19 protein-coding genes are annotated in these 20,976 nt (G+C 60.1%); 10 read left to right on the top strand and 9 right to left on the bottom strand.

Annotated elements, in window-relative coordinates; translation table 11 throughout:
* Positions 1-40 precede the first annotated feature (40 nt).
* The 5 genes from gpt (at position 41) to C5L12_RS23900 (ending at position 9,009) form a co-directional block, all read left to right on the top strand.
* Positions 41-538, top strand: coding sequence for a xanthine phosphoribosyltransferase (gene gpt, locus C5L12_RS23920; RefSeq protein ID WP_105374565.1), 498 nt, complete (start codon positions 41-43; stop codon positions 536-538).
* Positions 539-795: 257 nt separating this feature from the next.
* Positions 796-2,616 (top strand): methyl-accepting chemotaxis protein, encoded by a 1,821-nt coding sequence (locus C5L12_RS23915; protein WP_105374564.1) that lies wholly within the window; start codon positions 796-798, stop codon positions 2,614-2,616.
* A 59-nt stretch (positions 2,617-2,675) separates the two neighbouring features.
* Positions 2,676-3,257: a hypothetical protein gene (locus tag C5L12_RS23910; RefSeq protein WP_105374563.1), complete on the top strand. Its 582-nt coding sequence runs from the start codon at positions 2,676-2,678 to the stop codon at positions 3,255-3,257.
* A gap of 793 nt (positions 3,258-4,050) precedes the next feature.
* Positions 4,051-7,872: a vitamin B12-dependent ribonucleotide reductase gene (locus C5L12_RS23905; protein WP_105374562.1), complete on the top strand. Its 3,822-nt coding sequence runs from the start codon at positions 4,051-4,053 to the stop codon at positions 7,870-7,872.
* Positions 7,873-7,980: 108 nt separating this feature from the next.
* Positions 7,981-9,009, top strand: coding sequence for a DUF4238 domain-containing protein (locus tag C5L12_RS23900; protein ID WP_157949108.1), 1,029 nt, complete (start codon positions 7,981-7,983; stop codon positions 9,007-9,009).
* A gap of 590 nt (positions 9,010-9,599) precedes the next feature.
* Here the strand turns inward: C5L12_RS23900 and C5L12_RS23895 are convergent.
* From C5L12_RS23895 to C5L12_RS23885, 3 genes are all read right to left on the bottom strand, one after another.
* A complete protein-coding gene (locus tag C5L12_RS23895) occupies positions 9,600-9,998 on the bottom strand; it encodes a hypothetical protein (RefSeq protein ID WP_245423012.1) in 399 nt (132 codons plus the stop codon).
* A gap of 59 nt (positions 9,999-10,057) precedes the next feature.
* Positions 10,058-10,429, bottom strand: coding sequence for a hypothetical protein (locus C5L12_RS23890; protein WP_105374559.1), 372 nt, complete (start codon positions 10,427-10,429; stop codon positions 10,058-10,060).
* 76 nt (positions 10,430-10,505) lie between these two features.
* A complete protein-coding gene (locus C5L12_RS23885) occupies positions 10,506-11,015 on the bottom strand; it encodes a hypothetical protein (RefSeq protein ID WP_105374558.1) in 510 nt (169 codons plus the stop codon).
* A gap of 333 nt (positions 11,016-11,348) precedes the next feature.
* Here C5L12_RS23885 and phnC point away from each other — a divergent pair, with 333 nt between their 5' ends.
* From phnC to phnE (C5L12_RS23865), 4 genes are all read left to right on the top strand, one after another.
* On the top strand, positions 11,349-12,200 hold the full coding sequence (gene phnC, locus C5L12_RS23880; protein ID WP_105374557.1) for a phosphonate ABC transporter ATP-binding protein: 852 nt from the start codon (positions 11,349-11,351) through the stop codon (positions 12,198-12,200).
* 84 nt (positions 12,201-12,284) lie between these two features.
* A complete protein-coding gene (phnD, locus tag C5L12_RS23875) occupies positions 12,285-13,190 on the top strand; it encodes a phosphonate ABC transporter substrate-binding protein (protein WP_105374556.1) in 906 nt (301 codons plus the stop codon).
* Positions 13,191-13,268: 78 nt separating this feature from the next.
* The gene (gene phnE, locus C5L12_RS23870; RefSeq protein ID WP_105374555.1) at positions 13,269-14,228 is read left to right on the top strand and encodes a phosphonate ABC transporter, permease protein PhnE; all 960 of its coding nucleotides are present in this window, start codon (positions 13,269-13,271) and stop codon (positions 14,226-14,228) included.
* A gap of 11 nt (positions 14,229-14,239) precedes the next feature.
* Entirely contained in the window at positions 14,240-15,745 is a 1,506-nt protein-coding gene (gene phnE / locus C5L12_RS23865; RefSeq protein ID WP_105374554.1) for a phosphonate ABC transporter, permease protein PhnE, read from the top strand.
* Positions 15,746-15,764: 19 nt separating this feature from the next.
* Here phnE (C5L12_RS23865) and arsB read toward each other — a convergent pair whose 3' ends face one another.
* From arsB to C5L12_RS23840, 5 genes are all read right to left on the bottom strand, one after another.
* The gene (arsB, locus tag C5L12_RS23860) at positions 15,765-16,838 is read right to left on the bottom strand and encodes an ACR3 family arsenite efflux transporter (RefSeq protein WP_105374553.1); all 1,074 of its coding nucleotides are present in this window, start codon (positions 16,836-16,838) and stop codon (positions 15,765-15,767) included.
* A 60-nt stretch (positions 16,839-16,898) separates the two neighbouring features.
* On the bottom strand, positions 16,899-17,333 hold the full coding sequence (gene arsC, locus C5L12_RS23855) for an arsenate reductase (glutaredoxin) (protein WP_105374552.1): 435 nt from the start codon (positions 17,331-17,333) through the stop codon (positions 16,899-16,901).
* Entirely contained in the window at positions 17,330-17,857 is a 528-nt protein-coding gene (locus tag C5L12_RS23850; protein WP_105374551.1) for an arsenate reductase ArsC, read from the bottom strand. The genes arsC and C5L12_RS23850 overlap by 4 nt, the downstream gene beginning before the upstream one ends.
* Entirely contained in the window at positions 17,854-18,210 is a 357-nt protein-coding gene (locus C5L12_RS23845; RefSeq protein WP_105374550.1) for an ArsR/SmtB family transcription factor, read from the bottom strand. Before C5L12_RS23845 ends, C5L12_RS23850 begins: the two co-directional genes overlap by 4 nt.
* A 225-nt stretch (positions 18,211-18,435) precedes the next feature.
* On the bottom strand, positions 18,436-19,086 hold the full coding sequence (locus C5L12_RS23840; protein WP_342588640.1) for an outer membrane protein: 651 nt from the start codon (positions 19,084-19,086) through the stop codon (positions 18,436-18,438).
* Positions 19,087-19,426: 340 nt separating this feature from the next.
* On the opposite strand from C5L12_RS23840, the gene C5L12_RS23835 reads away from it, so the two are divergent.
* Positions 19,427-20,266 carry an MFS transporter gene (locus tag C5L12_RS23835; RefSeq protein ID WP_245423008.1) on the top strand — a complete coding sequence of 280 codons (840 nt, stop codon included), beginning with the start codon at positions 19,427-19,429 and terminating at the stop codon, positions 20,264-20,266.
* A gap of 219 nt (positions 20,267-20,485) precedes the next feature.
* Here the strand turns inward: C5L12_RS23835 and C5L12_RS23830 are convergent, their stop codons facing one another.
* Entirely contained in the window at positions 20,486-20,689 is a 204-nt protein-coding gene (locus C5L12_RS23830) for a DUF1059 domain-containing protein (protein ID WP_105374549.1), read from the bottom strand.
* Positions 20,690-20,976: the final 287 nt, after the last annotated feature.

Here is a 20,976-nt window from a genome sequence, read left to right as displayed (position 1 = left end):
TTAGCGAGAGCCAACGCAGCTCTCGCTAACGGCAGAAAACATGTCCCTTCCCGAAAAAGCATTCCCCGTCTCCTGGGATCAGTTCCACCGCGACGCCCGTGCGCTTGCCTGGCGGCTCGCCGGCCTCAACGAGGATTTCCGCGCCATCGTCTGCATCACGCGTGGCGGCCTGGTCCCCGCGGCGATCATTTCGCGCGAGCTCAATATCCGGCTCATCGAGACGGTCTGCATTGCCTCCTACCACGACTACGTCAACCAGGGGGAAATGAACCTTCTCAAGGGTATTACTCCCGAGCTCGCCACCGACGGCGGATCGGGCGTGCTGGTGGTCGACGACCTGACCGACACCGGCAAGACGGCGTCGGAAGTGCGCGTCATGTTGCCCAAGGCCCATTTCGCCTGCGTATACGCCAAACCCAAGGGCGTTCCGACCGTGGATACTTTCGTCACGGAAGTCAGCCAGGACACCTGGATCTATTTTCCCTGGGACATGGGCTTCACCTATCAGGAGCCGATCGCCAAGGGATCGCGCGCTTAGCTGTCGATACGGCTCCCGCAAGGCACTCTCTTGTCTTCGCCAGCAGGTCGTCCCGGACAAACTGCACCCCCTATTTTTACTAGGGGGCGCTTACTTTATTATTTCTTCACATAATGAAGGAACACTGTCCCGCGTATGCTTGGCTTTGCAACGGCCACGCGGGTATGACGCCTGCCCACCAACACTCCGCATACGATGCCCAGTGATGTCAGCGGGCCGGACTCGTCCGGCAGCTCCTGATTGCGTCGAGGCCGGGAATGCGTAACTTTTTGAAGAAGATGCCGCTGACTGCGAAGCTCGCGGCGCTGATCGTTGCCGTCAACATCTGTGGCATCTCCGTGTTGGCGACCTACACCTGGATATCCGGAACGCGTCTTTTGACCAAAACGGCCACGACCCAGTGGCTGAACGACACCGAACAGCTCGCCTCATTGGTCTCGGGCGGGGTGAAATGGGGTAAGACCGCGGCGGTTCGAGAGGCCTATGCCCTGCAGCGCGAGAAGCCTGAACTGGGACTTGTTCAGTTCGCGGCCTTCAACGCCGAGCTTGCGGCCGTCGATACCTGGACACAAGACGGTCTTACCGTCGCTCTCGCCCCTGCGGAGATCGCCCAGATCATCGGCCAGAAAGCGCAGAGCGCGATTGCCGATGCGACCCGATCGTCGGATGGCTTGATCACCATTGTCGCCCCCCTCCCGCCGGATAAATCCGGCAAGATCGGCGGCTATCTATTCACGGCATGGTCGATCGCCGACATTACAGCCGACGCGCAGAACGAAGTTCTGAAATCATTGCTGATCCAGCTGCTCGTCATCACCGTAGCGGTTCTCGCTTTTCTTTTTGCGATGCGACGCCTGGTCGGCCGCCCTATCCGAACCTTGAGCGCGCGCATCAGCGATCTGCAGGCAGGAGATCTCGATTCTCCGGTCGATCATCAGCACAATGGCGACGAGATCGGCGTCCTCGCACGCGCCTTGGAAGTTTTCCGGAACGAAGCGATTACCAAGGTGGAGAAAGATCGCCTCGCTTCGGAACAGCGCCAGTCGCTTGACGAGGAGCGCGCCCGCAACGCCCGGATGGCCGAAGAGACCAGCGGTGTGCAGCGAACCGTGATGGCTCAACTCGGGCAGGCGCTCGAAAAACTCGCAGGCGGCGATTTCTCGTGCAAACTCAACGGCCTCGGGCCGGATTTTGAAAAGCTGCAACGAGACTTCAACAACATGGTCGAGGCGGTTGCTGCCGCGCTCACCGAGATTAAGGAAGCATCGCACGCCGTCGAGGATCGCTCCAGCGAACTTGCCAACGCCGCCGATCAATTGGCGAAACGCACCGAGCAGCAGGCTGCCTCGCTGGAACAGACCGCCGCAGCCCTTGACGAAGTGACAACAACAGTCAGGGCCTCCTCCCAGAAAGCCGAGACTGCTGGACAACTGGTCGAGGAAGCCCAGAAAGGCGCCCATTCTTCCGCAACGGTCGTCCGCAACGCGATCGGCGCCATGGATCGGATCCAGACGTCATCCAGCCAGATCGGCCACATCATCGGCGTCATCGACGAAATCGCCTTCCAGACCAATCTCCTGGCGCTCAACGCCGGCGTCGAGGCGGCGCGTGCCGGCGAGGCCGGCAAGGGTTTTGCCGTTGTCGCGCAGGAAGTGCGGGAACTCGCGCAAAGGTCGGCGCAGGCGGCCAAGGAAATCAAGGGGCTGGTCAATGCCTCCAATCAGGAGGTTGCCGCCGGCGTCGGGCTCGTGAACGACACCGGGGATGCGCTTTTGAAGATCGGCGACCAGATCAACCGCATCAGCGACAGCATCGTCTCGATCGTCCACTCCTCCCGCGAACAGGCCACCGGTCTGCAGGAGATCAACGGCGCGATCAACCAGATGGATCAGACCACGCAGCAGAACGCGGCGATGGTGGAAGAAACGAATGCCGCCTGCCAGGAGTTGCTCTCTCAGGGCCGCCTCCTGTTGAATTCGGCGAGCAGGTTCACAGTCGCGGAACCGGCCGTAAGCGATTTCCGGTCCTTCGCGGGCGGAAATACCGGCGCTGCCGGCCAAACCAGACGAGCGTCGTGAAAGGCGCCGCGTCCGCAGCATCCCCAACAACCGTCAACAATCCACGGAAGGGAATACTCATGCAGAAGATCATCATCGCGCTTCTCCTCGGCAGCACCATCGCGGCCATGCCCGCGTTAAGCGCCCAGGCAGAGGAAGCGCATGTCGCGCCGGTTACGGACTACGTCACGGGCAAGGTAAAACCCTGGCTCAGCGACCCGGTCGTCATTTCCGCCATCAAGGCTCAGAATGCCGCCAATGCGAAGCTCGGCGAAGCCGATATCCTGGCGCTCGACAAAAAATGGCGGGCGGAGGTGGACGGCTCCGATCATTCGACGATCGATGGCGTGCTCAACAACGCACTGTCTAAATTCCTGCTGGAAAAGAAGGAAAAGTCGGACGGCACGATCACGGAAATCTTCGTGATGGATGCCAACGGCCTCAATGTCGGCCAGAGCGACGTGACCTCCGATTACTGGCAGGGCGACGAAGCCAAGTTCAAGAAATCCTTCGGCGCAGGCAAGGAAGCCCTGTTCGTCGATGAGGTGGAAAAGGACGAATCATCCCAGACGCTTCAGTCTCAGGCGAGCCTGACAATCTCGGATGAAAGCGGAACGCCGATAGGCGCCGTCACGATCGGGATCAACATCGATTCTCTTTAATTCACCCCGCGATCCCTCCCCGCTGCGCTCGTACGACGCAGCGGGGAGAGCCTGGGGGTTCCGCCGGTCGCTTCATATCGGGGGCTTTCGCTCCACGTTGGCCGAGAGATGCCGGCCCTTACCGGCGTTCTTGCTTCCCGCTAAAACTGCGACCCGGTGCTCCGGACGATCTGCTGCCGGCAGAGAATCAGTTGCCAGTCACGCTTGCCGACGTTTCGCAACGGGCAGCAGCTATATTTTGCCAAACTTCCTGAAATAGGCTCCCTGTTGATGGATTTCGTCGCCCGCCCTCGCTGCGGCGCCAACGCCTCTTCCGCCAAGACACTGAATTTGCGGGCTTATCCATCTTTCCCCATTTTCCACAGCCGGCATACACAAGATGTTGTGGTTAAAAATCTGTCAAAAACCACCCCTTGACGGAATCGCTCAATTCAAACTTAATAGGCTCGATGTTGCGGCGGCGACTGGACCGGACATAACGAGGCCGGCTCCTCACGAAAATCGACTGTAGAATCAGGGTTCTGCGCCTCATGATGAGGCTCTGCCCCGAGGGCTGGTTGTGCGATTTTTCCCTCCAAAAAAGCGACATCCGGGGCTGGCTATAATAAGCTGTTAATACTATATTTAGTGTTTGCAGCCACGATCGCCACAAGATACAGGAAATAACATCTCCGGATGACACTCCTGTCACAATGGGACGAACGGACTGGCTGCGCGAACACCCGCGCCGTCGGATGAGAACTTTTGCGCCTCGTGCACGAGGCCGGGCGCATCAAAAATGAGGTAAGGGACCATGCGCATCGAACGTCGTTTCACCAAGCCCGCCACGGGCGCCTATGGAGAGATCGAATTCCGCAAGGCGGTCAGCGAGATCCGCAATCCCGACGGCTCCGTCGTCTTCCGGCTTGCCGACATTGATGTGCCTGCGCAGTTCTCCCAGGTCGCGACCGACGTTCTGGCGCAGAAGTATTTTCGCAAGGCCGGCGTTCCGAAGGTCCTGAAAAAGGTCGAGGAAAACGACGTCCCCTCCTTCCTGTGGCGCTCGGTCGCCGACACAGAAGCGATGAAGGCGCTGCCTAAGGAAGAGCAGTACGGTTCCGAAACCGATGCGCGTCAGGTGTTTTCCCGCCTTGCCGGCACCTGGACCTACTGGGGCTGGAAGGGCGGCTATTTCACATCCGAAGAAGACGCGGCCGCCTTCATGGACGAGCTTGCCTACATGCTCGCCACGCAGCGCGTCGCACCGAACTCCCCGCAGTGGTTCAATACAGGCCTGCACTGGGCCTATGGCATCGACGGCCCCGGCCAGGGGCATTTCTACATGGACCCGTTCACCGGCAAGCTGACCAAGTCGAAGTCGGCCTATGAGCATCCGCAGCCGCATGCCTGCTTCATCCAGTCGGTCGAGGACGACCTCGTCAACGAGGGCGGCATCATGGACCTCTGGGTCCGCGAGGCGCGCCTGTTCAAATACGGTTCCGGCACCGGTTCCAACTTCTCCATGCTGCGCGGTGAGGGCGAAAAGCTTTCCGGCGGCGGCAAGTCCTCCGGCCTCATGAGCTTCCTGAAGATCGGCGACCGGGCAGCGGGCGCGATCAAGTCGGGCGGCACGACGCGCCGCGCCGCCAAGATGGTCGTCGTCGACATCGACCATCCGGATATCGAGGAATACATCAACTGGAAGGTCAAGGAAGAGCAGAAGGTCGCCGCCTTGGTTACCGGCTCCAAGATCGTTTCTCGCCACCTGAAGGCAATCATGAAGGCCTGCGTCAACTGCGACGGCGGCAGTGGCGACGACTGCTTCGACCCCAACAAGAATCCGGCGCTGAAGCGCGAGATCAAGGCCGCCAAGAAGGACCAGGTTCCGGAAAACTACGTCGGCCGCGTCATCCAGTTCGCCCGCCAGGGCTACAAGGACCTCGAATTCAAGACCTATGACACGGACTGGGATTCGGAAGCCTATCTCACCGTCTCCGGCCAGAACTCCAACAACTCCGTCTCGCTGAAGGATGACTTCCTCCGCGCCGTGGAAACGGATGGCGACTGGAACCTGACCGCCCGCAAGGACGGCCGCGTCATGAAGACCTTGAAGGCCCGCGACCTCTGGGAGCAGATCTCCTACGCCGCCTGGGCGTCGGCCGATCCCGGCATCCACTTCAACACGACGATGAACGACTGGCACACCTCGCCGGCGGGCGGCCCGATCCGCGGCTCGAACCCGTGCTCGGAATACATGTTCCTCGACGATACCGCCTGCAACCTTGCCTCGCTCAACCTCCTGCAGTTCAAGGACAAGGCGACGAAGAACATCAACATCGCCGACTACGAACATGCCGTCCGCCTGTGGACCGTCGTGCTCGAAGTCTCGGTCATGATGGCACAGTTCCCGTCGAAGCGGATCGCCGAACTCTCCTACGAATACCGCACGCTCGGCCTCGGCTACGCCAATATCGGCGGCCTCCTGATGTCGTCAGGAATCCCCTACGATTCGCCGGAAGGCCGTGCGATCGCCGGCTCGCTGACCGCGATCATGACCGGTATCGCTTATGCGACCTCGGCCGAAATGGCTTCCGAGCTCGGTCCCTTCCCGAATTTCGAGCCGAACCGCGAGAGCATGCTGCGCGTCATGCGCAACCATCGCCGCGCCGCTTACGGCGAAGCCACCGGCTACGAGGCGCTGGCCGTCAACCCGGTTCCGCTCATCCATTCGGAAAATCCGGACCAGGATCTTAGCCGCCATGCCAAGGCCGCCTGGGACAAGGCGCTCGAACTCGGCGAAAAGCACGGCTACCGCAACGCCCAGACGACCGTGATCGCGCCGACCGGCACGATCGGCCTCGTCATGGATTGCGACACGACCGGCATCGAACCCGATTTCGCACTCGTCAAGTTCAAGAAGCTCGCCGGCGGCGGTTACTTCAAGATCATCAACCGCGCCGTTCCGGACGCGCTGCGCACGCTTGGTTATTCGGAAAGCCAGATCGCCGAGATCGAGGCCTATGCGGTTGGTCACGGCAACCTCAACCAGGCTCCCGCCGTCAACCCCGGCTCGCTGCGCGCCAAGGGCTTCACCGACGAGAAGATCGAAGCCGTCAACGGCGCGCTGAAGGCCGCCTTCGACATCAAGTTCGTCTTCAACCAGTGGACGCTCGGCGCCGACTTCCTGAAGAACACGCTGAAGGTCACCGACGAACAGCTCGCCGACATGAGCTTCAACCTCTTGGAGCATATCGGCTTCTCGAAGAAGGACATCGAAGCCGCCAATATCCATGTCTGCGGTGCGATGACGCTGGAAGGCGCGCCCTTCCTCAAGGCCGAGCATCTGGCCGTCTTCGATTGCGCCAATCCCTGCGGCAAGATCGGCAAGCGTTATCTCTCGGTGGAAAGCCACATCCGCATGATGGCGGCCGCCCAGCCGTTCATCTCGGGTGCGATCTCCAAGACGATCAACATGCCGAACGACGCGACCGTGGAAGATTGCGGCTCGGCCTACATGCTCTCCTGGAAGCTCGGCCTCAAGGCAAACGCGCTTTACCGCGATGGTTCCAAGCTTTCCCAGCCGCTCAACGCCTCGCTGATCGATGAGGACGATGCCGATGACGCGCTTGAGGAGCTGATGCAGAGCCCGGTTGCGGCCCAGGCCGTGACGATCACCGAAAAGATCGTGGAACGGGTCATCGAACGCGTCACCCGCGAGCGTGAAAAGCTGCCGAACCGCCGCCAGGGTTATACCCAGAAGGCCAATGTCGGCGGCCACAAGGTCTATCTGCGCACCGGCGAATTCGGCGACGGGCGTCTCGGCGAAATCTTCATCGACATGCACAAGGAAGGTGCCGCCTTCCGCGCGATGATGAACAATTTCGCGATCGCCATCTCGCTCGGCCTGCAATACGGCGTGCCGCTGGAAGAATATGTGGAGGCCTTCACCTTCACCAAGTTCGAGCCGGCCGGCATCGTCACCGGAAACGACGCGATCAAGAACGCAACCTCGATCCTCGACTACGTGTTCCGCGAACTCGCCGTTTCCTATCTCGGCCGCCACGATCTCGCCCATGTGGACACCTCGGACTTTTCCAACACCGCGCTCGGCAAGGGCATCCAGGAAGGCAAGACCAACCTGATCTCCACCGGCTGGACCCGCGGCTACAAGCCGACGCTGGTGGCAAACACCGGCTCCGACCGCGCCGCCGGCGAACCCAAGGGAGCTGCGACCGCCGCCCCCGCCCGGGCATCGGCCACCGTCACCTCCTTTGCGGGCTCCGCCGCCCGCAAGCTGGAGCCGACGACGGCGATCTCCACCTCCGAAATCGTCGCCTTCAAGCGCGACTACGAGGAGCGCGCCAAGGAACTGGCCGAAGAGATTGCCGAGGAAGTGCTGGAAGAGGTTGTCAGCGAAAGCCAGCAGGTCGCAACCGCGCTGTTCTCCGACAAGGCCGAAGCCGATGCGGCGGCCGCCAAGACGGAAGCCAAGAAGGTCGAAAACGAACGCCGCATGCGCTCGATCGCCCAAGGCTACACCGGCAACATGTGCTCCGAGTGCCAGAACTTCACGATGGTGAGGAACGGCACCTGCGAGAAGTGCGACACGTGCGGCGCGACGAGCGGGTGCAGCTGAGCAGGATAGAACCTCGTTGCATATCTACTACTCCGCTTTTTTTAGCAGCTAGTTGAGACTGCCGCCGCCGCGAATAACTCGTGGCGGCTCTTTTAACGTGAGATGCAGGTGACCACAGAACAAAAGCAACAACACTATATTCCCTGTTGCTACTCAAAGTTTTTCTGCAACTCAGAAGGTTATCTCTACCTAAAAGATACTTGGGATGGCCGAGTTTTCCCTGGAAAGCCGCAGAATGTTTTAAAGCAAAGCTACCTCTATCGTCAGCCCGTACATGCGGAAAAGCGATTCGACAACGCGATTGAGAACTTCTTTTCCCGGCATGTAGAGTCGAGATGGCCGGATTTAATTAAAAAGATCTCCGCTCGCGAAGATCTGACCAGAGAGGAATGGAGCAGTGTTATCGAGTTCTACCTCTCAATGAGAGTTAGAGTTCCAAACACTATTAAGTCTGTGATATTTCTACTAAGGGAGTCTGTGATTAAGGCATCAAACGCGGTTGATCAGCCTGTTCCCGATGTCTTTAGAGATGTTTTCCTAAAAAAGAGGCCAGGATTTTCCTCAAAAATTAGGTTTGGTGACCTTATGAGGGCTGGAATAATCGATGTTCAAATTGACCCTCACACCGCCATTCTATCTTTTGAAAAATTAATACGAACGAACGACGCAGTTCATGGAATAAATTCCGGCCCTCAATTCTTGCACAATGAAACCGGAGTCAGCTTTATAAGTTCCGACAATCCCTCAATATCTCATATATTTTCAAACAATATCGACGAGATCCGACCGTATTCGTTTTCTTCACACCAAAATGTCGAGTTCATACTCCCCTTAACGTCCCGAATTGCTCTTTTGTTACACAGCAAGGGCACATCCGAAACCCAACATCGACGTATTTTCAGCGAAAAAACAATTAAAAAGATTAATTCCAAGATATACGCTTATTCGGATCGCTATATATTTTCCGACAATCCAGCCACACTGTATCCCGACATCCCACCCAAAACGCTATTTCCTGTTCCTGATCCCTCCACATCATGGGTAGCAGATGGCGTGGTAAACAAAATATACTACAAATTCGGCCCGCCATTAATTGTAAGGAACAAATGGCGCTATGAATTTGAAACCTCTCCTTAAATGATCCGGAATAAGCCGAGGCTCGTTGTGAGTCACATATGGCGCTTCAGCTCTCTGGGTAATGGGAGCAGGCGTTGAGAGTAATACGCAGAACTTCATCATGCCGGGCAATCGGCTTCAACGCTCCACAGCCACACGCGACCGTAAGAGACGGCACTACTCCAGGATGTACAAGGTTCGTGGAACAAGCCAGCGAATCTTCCTAGCTTGGTCCGGTCGAACCAACGGAGGACGGAGATGGCGTATCGGAAACGTAAGGGCAAGGACACATGGCATTGGTGCCGTAATTGCAGCAACTGGCCGACATCGGACTATGAGGAGAAACCCTCGAAACCCGCGCAGGGTGAGTTGTGCAACGAGTGTCTGTCCAAGGACAAAGCTGGTACCTGCACGAAATAAGTCTTGATCCCCTCACTTGCGATTTCTCGCTTAAGACTTGAGCGAGATGTCGAAATTGCCTTCTCCCGCAGGGAAGAGAAGCCGGTGCGGACTCTTGGCGCCGTCCTCTCCCTCACGGGAGAGGACGCAAAATCACGATCCTGGTATCGGTAACTCGTGTAAGAGACCGCGACGGCCACCCCGGCCCCGCCTCACTGCGGCGGCAGGATCACGTTGCTGTCCGTCCTGCTCTTGACCGGCTTCTGTCCCGGCACATGCGACATGGTCCGCGTCGTGCTTTCCAGTTCGCCATCCCTCACGCGCGTCTTGGTCTGCGATTTGCTGAACGTGCCCTGGTCCATGGCCTGCGCCTTGGACTGTGCCTTGAGCTGATTGTCGTTCTCGTTGATCTTCGTGCGGCTCTGGGCCTTGCCGTCGGCGGTGGCAGCACTGCCGCCCGAACCGATGGATGACGTCGTGCCGTCGTCGGTTGCGCAGGTGCCGGCCGTTCCGAGCGTGCTCGCCGACGTGCCGCCGGCAGATGCGCTGCCTGCCGAACCGACCGTCCCGGCCGCCTTGCAGTCCTGCGCAAGCGATTGTGTGCCGGCCATCGCCGTGGCGATTGCAAGGGCCGCTGCCAAGGAAACCAGTTTCGTCATGGTCTTGCTCCTCATTTGTTCGGTTTGGTGATGTCGCAGGTGCCGTCGGACCGGCGCGTTACCACCGAACCGTCGGGACGGGTGACGCTTGCGGTCGAAAACGCTTGGGCGCCTGCCGTGCCCGAGACGGACGATCCGGCGCTCGACGAAGCCGAACCGCCGCCCGAATGCATCGTGGTCGTCTTGCCATCGATCGTCGTCGACGAGGTCACGCTGCCGCCGCCCGCCGTCACCGAGGAGGAGGTGCCGCCTCCAGCCGAGCTGGTGCTTTCGATCACGGTGCAGGTGGTGCCGTCCTCAAGCTTGATCGTCTCCGCCGACAAGGCCTCGCATGCGATGCAGAGCGCCATGATCAGCGGCAGAGCGAACGCGCTTTTGGTCATTAAAGATGCCGAGGTCATACCCTGTCCTCCTGAAGGAAGGCCGGCCGCCTGTCGGCAACCGGCCCATGTGTCTGCCTTAGCACTTGCCGTCGCTCTTCTTGGTCTGGCCTGGAGGGCATTCCTTGTTGCTGACGTCGTCCTGTGCCGCGCCTGCTGCACTGTTGGCCGTGCCGACGGAGCTGCCGGACGTGCCGCCGCCTGCGGCGCTGCCGCCGGTGCCCACCGAGCTGCTGGAGGTGCCGCCACCTGCCGAGGAGCCACCGGTGCCAAGCGTCGAGGCAGATCCCGATCCGCTACCGGAACCGGCTGCCGATCCACCCGTGCCCACCGAGCTGCTGGAGGTGCCGCCGCCTGCCGAGGAACCACCGGTCCCAAGCGTCGAGGCCGAGCCGCCGTCGCAGTTGGTGGTACCCGGGGTACAGTTGGTGCCGGCCGACGAACCGCCGGTTCCGACGGTGCTGCTGGAAGTGCCGCCTCCGGCACTCGTTCCACCAGTTCCGACAGTGCTGCTGGACTGCGCATAGGCAGTCAGCGTAGTGCCGGCAAGAAGGGCCGCTGCAAGGGCCGCACGTTTGACGATCTTCATCTCTATCTCCTTGATTTTCCTCTATGCTTCTGACCCGTTGCGATTGTCGAAGCTGAAGATTGAACAGGTGAGCGGTCACGATGTTCCGCCCCAGAGACTTCAGTCGGATGCGGCATCCGACTTTGGATCCAGTCGATATCGGCCAGAGGTCCCGAACCGCGGGTATTTGGTCCGACAGCGGGAACTATCGCGGATTTTCAAACCCTCAATCTTACCGCCCGGCCTCGCGGGAATACCGGGGTTTGGCCGCAATTTCATAAAAGCTACATGGAATCGACATCGGGCCTTCATGCGCCGCCGCTAATGAGGCCCCCATAAAACAGGGGGCTTGGCATGCGTCTGGAAAAGCTGACGAAGACTTTCGGCAATCGCGCCGCCGTGGACTCGATAAACCTGGAGATTCCGCAGGGGCAGATGGTCGGCGTCATCGGGCGGTCGGGCGCGGGCAAATCGACGCTTCTTCGAATGATCAACCGGCTGACGACACCGTCCTCGGGCGCCATTCATTTTGGCGATCTGGAAGTTTCGGCTCTGCAGGGCGCGGCGCTGCGCCGATGGCAGCGCGACTGCGCCATGATCTTTCAGCAGTTCAATCTCGTGCCGCGCCTCGACGTACTCACCAACGTCCTGCTTGGACGGCTCAATCACCGCTCGACGGCGATGAGCCTGCTCAACGTCTTCACCCGTGAGGAGCGGATCGCCGCGATTGCAGCTCTTGAGCGGCTCGGCATCGAGCAGACGGCGCTGCAGAGGGCTGGCACACTGTCCGGCGGCCAGCAGCAGCGCGTGGCGATCGCCCGCGCGCTCATGCAGCAGCCAAGGATCGTGCTCGCCGACGAGCCCATTGCCTCGCTCGATCCCCTGAATGCCAAGATCGTCATGGATGCGCTCCGCGACATCAACGAGCGCGACGGCATCACCGTCGTCACCAACCTGCACACGCTCGATACCGCCCGCTCCTATTGCGAGCGCATCGTCGGCATGGCGGGCGGGCGCGTGGTCTTCGACGGACCTCCTTCTGAACTGACGGCGACGGCAGTCCGGGAAATCTACGGGTCCGACAAGGAAGGCGCAGGCATCGACGAATCCCTGACATCCACCAGCATCGACGTCCGCAGCCCGGACCTGGAGCACGAATCCTCCCGGTCTGCGGCTTCCAGGGTTCTCACACCCGCAACGGCGTGAGCCGGACCAAGATCGTATGTACGCCCGCGTAAAGGGCCAGCCTCAACACATGTTCCGAAATCCGGACAGACAGGAGATGATCTCATGTTGAAGAAAGCTTTGCTTGCTGCCGTCGCACTCGCAGCACTTGCCACCTCGGCGGCTGCGGAAGACCTGAAGGTGTTTCGCATCGGCATCCTCGGCGGAGAAAACGAAGCCGACCGCCTGCGCAACTACCAGTGCATGACCGAGAAGCTTCCCGCCGTACTCGGCGTGGAAAAGGTGTCGCTGTTCCCGGCTTCCGACTATGACGGCGTCATCCAGGGTCTGCTCGGCGGCACGCTCGACTACGCCGAACTCGGCGCATCGGGTTATGCGAAGGTCTACCTGGCAAAGTCGGACGCTGTGGAACCGATCCTCACGACCGTCCAGACAGATGGCTCAATGGGCTATCATTCGATCATGGTCGCCCGCAAGGATAGCGGCATTACGAAGATCTCCGACCTGAAGGGCAAGAAGCTCGGCTTCGCCGATCCAGATTCGACCTCCGGCTACCTGGTGCCGCTCGTCACGCTTCCGGAAGCGATCGGCGGTCCGGTCAAGGGCTATTTCGGCTCCACCGGCTTCGGCGGCGGTCACGAAAACCTCGTGCTCGAAGTGCTGAAGGGCAATTTCGATGCCGGCACCACCTTCGGTTCGGGCGTCGGCAATTTCAAGGACGGCTACACCTCCGGCAACCTGCGCAAGATGGTCGACAAGGGCATCCTCAACATGGATGACCTGGTCGAGCTGTGGAAGTCGCCGCTCATCCCGAATGGCCCGGTCGTCGTCCGCACGTCGATGAACGCGGACATGAAGACGAAGTTCAAGCAGTTCATGCTGGACCTGCCGAAGACCGACGCCGCCTGCTTCTCCGCCATCCAGGGCGGCGACTTCAAGGGCTTCGCCGAGGTCAATGTCGATTTCTACAAGCCGATCATCGACGCCCGCAAGGCAACCATCGGCGGCTGATCGCAGCCTCGAACAGGACGGCCGCCTGGAGACGTCTCCGGCGGCCTTTTTCTCGACCGTCGCAACCGGGGGCAAGCGATGTCCATTTCCAACGCCAGGCCAATCCTCGGCGAGAGCGGCCGGATGATAGAGCTCCACTCGCGGCAGCTGGCCGCCCAGCGGGGTTTCTACACGCTCCTGGGCGCTCTCCTTCTGCTGTGCGTGGTGTCCGGGTCGCTCTGGTTCGCCAACGAGACGAATTCCGGCAAGTTCTTCGAGCGGCTTCCCCATCTCTTCGACTTCGTCGAGGATCTCGTTCCGCGGGACGGGATGGAGATCTGGCGAGCGCTGTTCGACCTCCCGTCCCCCTATAACGACGGCAGCTTCAAGTACAACTATCCGGAAGGGCGGGCCTATCTCGGCGAGACCTTCTATATCCCCGAATACTTCCACAAGATGGTCGAGACGCTGAATATCGCGCTCGTCTCCACCGGCATCGGCCTGCTGTTCGGCTTCGTGCTGGCATTCCTCGCGGCGCGGAACACCATGCCCAATTCCTGGGTGCGGGGGCCGGTGCGCCGCGTCATGGAGATCCTGCGCGCCTTTCCGGAAGTGGTGATTGCCGGCTTCTTCCTGGCGATCCTTTCGCTCGGCCCGATCCCGGCCGTCATCGCCGTATCGATCCATACCGTCGGCGCGCTCGGCAAGATGTTCTACGAGGTCATCGAAAATGCCGACATGAAGGCTGAGGAAGGGTTGCGTGCGGTCGGCGCCACCTGGCTCGAACGGATGTGGTTCGGGATCGTTCCGCAGGTCATGCCGAACTTCATGAGCTATTTCCTGCTGCGTCTCGAAATCAACGTGCGCGCCTCGACGATTATCGGCGCCGTCGGCGGCGGCGGCATCGGCGAACTGCTGCGCCTGTCGATCGGCCAGGGCCACGAAGCCAAGACGCTCGCGATCGTCCTCCTTCTGCTTTTGACCATCGTGGCCGTCGACCAGTTCTCCGCATGGCTTCGCCAGAAGCTTTCGGGCGATCAGGCATTCAACGCAATCTGACCGGAGGCACCATGACGATCCTCAACACCTCCGAAATGGAAGCCATCGCGGCGCGCCATCCTGATCTCCTGAGGCTAGGCTTCTGGCAGCGCTTCAGGGTGCCGGCCATCGCCCTCGCGTGCACCCTCTATCTCCTCTTTGCCTGGTGGTATTTCGCCGTCGGCAAGGTTTTGGGCGAAGCGAACTGGAGCATCGCCGGAAACTACCTCGCAGACTGGGTCTCCTACGAAATCCGGCCGCAGATCGAGATCGACGCCGACGGCGCAATGAGGATCGAATATCCGCGTTTCGACCCGATCGGCCCGAACCCCAACCCGGACTGGCTTCAAACGCGGCGCGAGACGGTGACGAGGACGATCGAAATCCCCGCGCCCAACTCAGCGAACGGAGCGGCCGCCAAGCCCTCGTCCAGCTTCATGGCGCCTGCGCCCCAGGCCGAGCAGCAGGCCGCCCAGGCACGTCCTATCCGGGAAACCCGCACCGAGGAGATCCTCACCGAGGCGGTCGTAGAGATCGGCAGCGCTAGAACGATCGAGGTTCATCCCGACCGGGTGGTGCTTACCCGAGGCTCGGAGAGCGTCGCCCTCCGCCTCGACAGGAGATCCGGCGAGGTCCGGGCGGATGGAGCACTACCCTCGTGGGTCGAACAGAGGCTGCCGGGCGGCCGCGCCCTCGCCTATTTCGGCGTGTCGGGCTGGGCGGAAATCAGTGCGGAGCGGGTGCGCGTCCGCAAGCGCTTCCTCGGCTGGGCGAACTTCCTTTTCGACACGAACTCGCCGTTCTTCGGGAAACCGGCCTCGGAGGTCGCAACGCTGATCGTCTCGGGCGAGCGCATCCAGCCCGACAGATCGAACCTTTCGCTCGCCTGGAACAACATCCTCTACAATTCCGAATGGCAGCATCTCGACGTGTGGGAAAAACTCCTGCAGACCATCGTGATGGCGTTCATCGGAACCCTGTTCGCGATGCTGGTCGCCTTCCCGCTGTCGTTCATCGCAGCGCGCAACATCTTCCGAAACCGCCCCGCAAACCAGGTCGCCAAGCGACTCTTCGACTTTCTTCGCTCCGTCGACATGCTGATCTGGGCGCTCTTTTTTACCCGTGCCTTCGGCCCCGGTCCGCTGGCGGGCATTTCCGCCATCTTCCTCACGGACACCGGCACGCTTGGCAAGCTCTATTCGGAAGCGCTGGAAAATATCGACGAAAAGCAGCGCGAGGGCGTCCGTTCCGTCGGCGCACCACCAGTCGCGGTGCAACGCTATGGCACCGTGCCGCAGGTTATGCCGGTATTCCTCTCGCAGGCGCTCTATTTCTGGGAATCGAATACCCGCTCGGCCACGATCATCGGCGCCGTCGGTGCGGGGGGCATCGGGCTCAAACTCTGGGAAGCGATGCGCACCAATTCCGACTGGGAGAACGTCGCCTATATGGTGCTGCTGATCCTTCTGGTGGTGTTCATCTTCGACGGGATTTCGAACGCGCTGCGGTCGCGGCTGATCGGCAAGGAACGCGGCTGATACATCCCCTGAACCTCGATCACTCGGCCGGCGCACGCTCCATCTCGGCGCCGTAGTAGCGGCGCCCCATCCAGAGCGCGAACTGCACCAGGATGATGAGCACGGGCACTTCGACAAGCGGGCCGATGACGGCGGCGAAGGCAACAGGCGAAGCAAGACCAAAGGCGGCGATCGCCACCGCGATGGCGAGCTCGAAATTGTTTCCCGCGGCCGTGAATGCCACCGCCGTCGTGCGCGGATAGTCGGTGTCGATCATCTTCGCCATCACGAAACTCACGGTGAACATGACGAGGAAGTAGATGGTGAGCGGGATCGCGATCAGCACCACGTCGAACGGCAGCCTGACCACGTCACCGCCCTTGAGACTGAACATCGCGACGATGGTAAAAAGCAGTGCGGCCAGCGTGATCGGGCTGATCTTCGGCAGGAAGACCGTTTCGTACCAGTCCCTGCCCCTGGTTCTTGTCAGGATCGTTCGCGACAGATAGCCGGCGAGGAACGGGATGCCGAGGTAGATGAAAACCGCTTCTGCAATCGTCCAGAACGATACGTCGACGACGCTGCCTTCGAGGCCGAACAGCGGCGGCAGAAACGTCAGGAAGATCCAGGCATAGACGCTGAAGAAGAGGATCTGGAAGATCGAATTGAACGCCACCAGCCCGGCCACATACTGGTTGTCGCCGCGTGCGAGCTGGTTCCACACGAGCACCATCGCGATACAGCGCGCAAGGCCGATCAGGATCAGGCCCGTCATATATTCCGGATAGCCGCGCAGGAAGATTACGGCGAGCGCAAACATCAGCGTCGGGCCGATGATCCAGTTCTGGACGAGCGAAAGCAGCAGCACGCGCTTGTCGGCAAAGACCTTATGCAGTTCCTCGTAGCGGACCTTCGCAAGCGGCGGATACATCATCAGGATGAGGCCGATCGCGATCGGGATGTTGGTGGTGCCGATCGACATGCTGTTGAGCATATCCGGCAAGCCGTCGAAGACCGTGCCGAGGATCAGGCCCAGCGCCATGGCAGCGAAGATCCACACCGTCAGGTAGCGATCCAGAAATGACAAACGGACTGCAGGTTTGGCAGGCTGCATTGAAGTATTTCCTTTAACGAAGATGTGCCGGAGCGGCAGCGTGGCGGATCGGCAGCGGTCTCAGGCGATCCGCCGGCCGTCGGCATCGACGACGATCTCGCCGTCCTCCTTTGCGAAGGCACCCCTTTGGGGCACGGGAAGAATGTCGAGGACTGCTTCGGAAGGGCGGCAAAGCCTGACGCCCATCGGAGACACGACGATCGGGCGGTTGATCAGGATCGGATGCTCCATCATCTCATCCAGCAGCTGAGCATCGGTCAGGCTCTCATCCTGAAGCCCGAGTTCGGCATATGGCGTGCCCTTCTCGCGGAGCAGTTCCCGCAGGCTGATCCCCATGCGGTCCACCAACTGCACGAGCAATGCCCTCGATGGCGGGGTCTTCAGGTACTCGACGACATGCGGCTCGATGCCGGCGTTGCGGATCATCGCGAGGGTGTTCCGCGACGTGCCGCAGTCGGGATTGTGATAGATGACGATATCGATCGGTCCATTCATGCGACGTCTGGCCTCTTTGCGGAGGAACCTTCCATTTGCCCTATCTCGCGAAGTTTCGCGGTGAGGCTCAAACGCTCGAGGCTTTCCACCGGAAGCGCGGCAAACGCGGCGATCCGAAGCTTCATGTAACGCAGCGCCTGGCCGAAGGCGACGCGCTTTTCCGCATCCGTACCGCCCACGGCGGCCGGATCCTCCAGCCCCCAATGGGCCGTCATCGGCTGCCCCGGCCAGACCGGGCAGGCCTCGCCGGCGGCATTGTCGCAGACGGTGAAAACGAAGTCGAGTTCGGGTGCACCCTCCGTGGCGAACTCCTCCCAGCTCTTTGACCGGAGGCCGTCCACAGGGTAGCCATGGCCCCGCAGCGCCTCGATCGCCAGCGGATGGACCTCGCCTTTCGGGTAGCTGCCCGCGGAATAGGCGTTGAACTTGCCGGCGCCGTCCTTTCTGAGAACGCTTTCGGCAATAATGGAACGGGCCGAGTTCCCGGTGCAGAGAAACAGCACGTTAAATGTGGTCTTGGTCATAGTGACACCTTCTGTGGTGGGCAGCAGCATGGGGTGAGTTCGGCGACAAGCGGCTCGCAGAGCTCGGCCCTGCCGCCGCAGCAATCCTTGATGAGATAGAGCGTAAGGTCCCGCAGTACGGCAATGTCCGACCGGTACACGATCAGTCGGCTCCGTCGCTCTGCCCGGATCAATCCGGCCCGCGCCAGCACACTCAGATGCGACGACATCGTGTTCTGGGGAACGGCGAGCAACTTGGCGACATCGCCTGCCGGAAGTCCCTCGGGTTCGTGCTGTACGAGCAAATTGAAGGCCTGCAGCCGCGTCGGCTGAGCCAGTGCCGCAAGAGCGAGAATTGCCTTTTCTTGATCCATATATCGAGATTAATCGATATATGGATATTGTCAACAGATCCGGATAAGGAAGAACCTGTTTCCCTTCACTGAAGATGGCCGCGTCCTGCCTTGACGGGCCCGAACCGAGGACGTCCCGTCGCCATGAACAGCAACAGCCCCGTATGCTTCAGAGCATACGGGGCTGTCGATTGGTGGTCCAAAAAACGTCGCCTCTTCAGATCCGGCGGATCCAGGGGCCGTTTATCAGAAGCGGTAGTTCACGCCGGCCTTGAGCACCTGGTCGCGCACATCTGTGCGCGAGGTGACGCCGGCGGTGGTGCTGCGCACATCGTTGGTCATGGTGTAGTTGTATTCGACGCGAGCCGAAAGATTGTCGGAGAGTTTCTGCTCGACGCCCGCGCCCACGACCCAACCGGGTTTCCAGCCATCCGGACCGGAGGTGCCGCCATTGTCCTTGAAGCTGGTGAGGGCAACCCCTGCAGTGCCATAGACGAGCGTATCGTTGAAACCGACACCGGCCTTCGCCTTGGCGGCCACGCGGCCCTGTTCCTTGATATTGCCGCCGGGAACGCGGCTCTTCACGTTGCCGAGATGCGAAGCTTCGATTTCCGCACCGACCACGCCGGAATCCAGGTCCATGTTGTAGCCCGCGTGAGCGCCGACGACGAGGCCCTTGTCGCCCTCGAAGGGGTTCAGCTTGCGGGATGCCATGCCGAGATCGGCACCGACATAGGCGCCACCCCAGCCGGCTTTCGGGCCGGCGGCCGGCTCATTGTAGGTCGGCGGCTCGGAATAGCTGGTCAGGTCGGCCGCAAGCACAGCCGTTGAAGAGAAAGAGGCGGTGGAAATTGCGGCGACGATCGCCAGGGCGAAAGGCTTTGCTTTCATGGTCATGTTACTCCGTACAGCACCTGCATCGGGAGATAGGCAGGCAATTACTCAGGTTACAAACTGCACGGCGGTTCGGGCCATCCCACCAGGCCCTCGTGGCCGCACCACCGGCAAGTTTCCATTAACTTTCACGAATTTATAAACACTCCCTTAACCGCGAGGCCCGTTGATGCGGATTGAGAAAAACAAACGGAATTGTGAAGCGAATACAACCGCCGATATTGATGCGGTGTTGGCAGCGTTGGCCAGAGGAGACGCGGCCGCTTCGCGCCATTAGCGGTCATGCAAACGTCATAGACTCATCTTATGATTGTATCTAGTATCGCACTACTGCGCGACCTGATTGATATCATTTTCAGATGACCACATTTTCTCGCACCGCTTCAGTAGTTGCTATCCTTTCGCTTACTCAACTTTTAGGATGGGGTGCGACTTTCTGGATGATCGCCGTGACCGGTCCTTCAACGGCCGACGATCTCCAGCTTCCGCTGTCCATCGTTATGAGTGGACCTACAGCTATGCTCATGGTGATGGCTATCATTGGTACGGATTGGCCAGAAATGTGGGCAACAAGACTAAGGGAGGGAAGTCAGTCGGCTCCACATCCGCAGACCTCAGAAGATTCATCCTTCTCGCGGCCAGCTTCGCCGCCAACGGTTTTTTCACATGGGGTTTTGCCCTCACCATCATCATCTTGTTCGAAGCCAAGGGCCTAGACCACACGTCAGCGCTTGCGGCTGCGGCATTCATCGGCATCGCCCAATGGGCTGGCCGCATGACTGACCTAGCTGGCGGACACCGCTGGTCGGGACTAGCCATGGGTCTTGCGGGCGCGGCTCTTTTTCCGGCGAGCTTTATCGTCTTGCTTGTCACCAACAGCTTTGGCGGCGCCGTTGTGTTTGCTATCCTATATGGGATCGCAAGTGGCATTACCGCAGTCGCCCGCGCCACCCTTCCGCTAGAACTCTTTCCTCCCGGTGCCTATGCGCGGTCTTCCGCCAGGATGTCAGTGCCGCTGAATTTCGCGTTTGCGACCGCACCACCTGCATTCACGGCGATTATGACCTTAACCAGTCCGCAAGGAACCCTCTGGTTGGCCCTGATCGTATCAATCTTTGCCTTTGCCACCCTGGTATATCTTGCGGTGGTTCATAGAAGGGTGACGAGCGCAATTGCTGCTTAGGGCCGGAAGCGGACATGGGTGGCATTTGCTATATTGTCCGATAGTAAAGCGGTGACATTCGTCGCCACGTGTTTCCCGCACAGCGAAAAAATCGAGAGGCGACGAAAGGTCAGCCTCGTTCGGGGATAACCAGCGCCATACGAGATCGAACGCCACCCCTTTCGCAGGAAACGGCGTTTCGACCTCGGTCCAACATTTCATCAAAAACAGCGATCCCCGTTACGCAACATTGCGCGAGGGTTCCATGTCGTGAATTGCTTTGCGGATTTCCGTGCGGAATTCCGGCGTGTCAGTGTGACCATGGACGGCAACCGCGTGCTGGACGGCGGCATTGACGAGTTCGTCCGTATTGTCTGCCGATATGGCTACGGTGCATTTCATCTCGCTCGGAAATTCCCGGCAGTCGATAAATTTGCGTCCCATTTTCGCCTCCTCAGAAAACCCTCCGGCGGAGCCGAAGGATCGGAAATTCTACTCCCATCCCAGCCAGGCAACAAACGGAAGGCGACGGGATCGGAACGCCAAAGGCTCATCAATTCGGGGTAGCCGCGACGATCTAGACACGGTCGCAAACAGGCCGGTCAGAGCCGATCTCCGGTCGGCCGCGCCCGCTCATCGGCACTCCACGCCCGAATCGCGACGGGGACGCGCCAACTTCCTAGATCTCCAAAAATCAGTTGGTTACAAAAAACTTTGTCCCCCTTCATCCC

It is taken from the genome of Neorhizobium huautlense (genome assembly GCF_002968575.1).
Lineage (GTDB): Bacteria > Pseudomonadota > Alphaproteobacteria > Rhizobiales > Rhizobiaceae > Neorhizobium > Neorhizobium huautlense.
The sequence above is the reverse complement of the archived record's forward strand: the minus strand, read 5'-3'. Positions and strand labels throughout refer to the sequence as shown.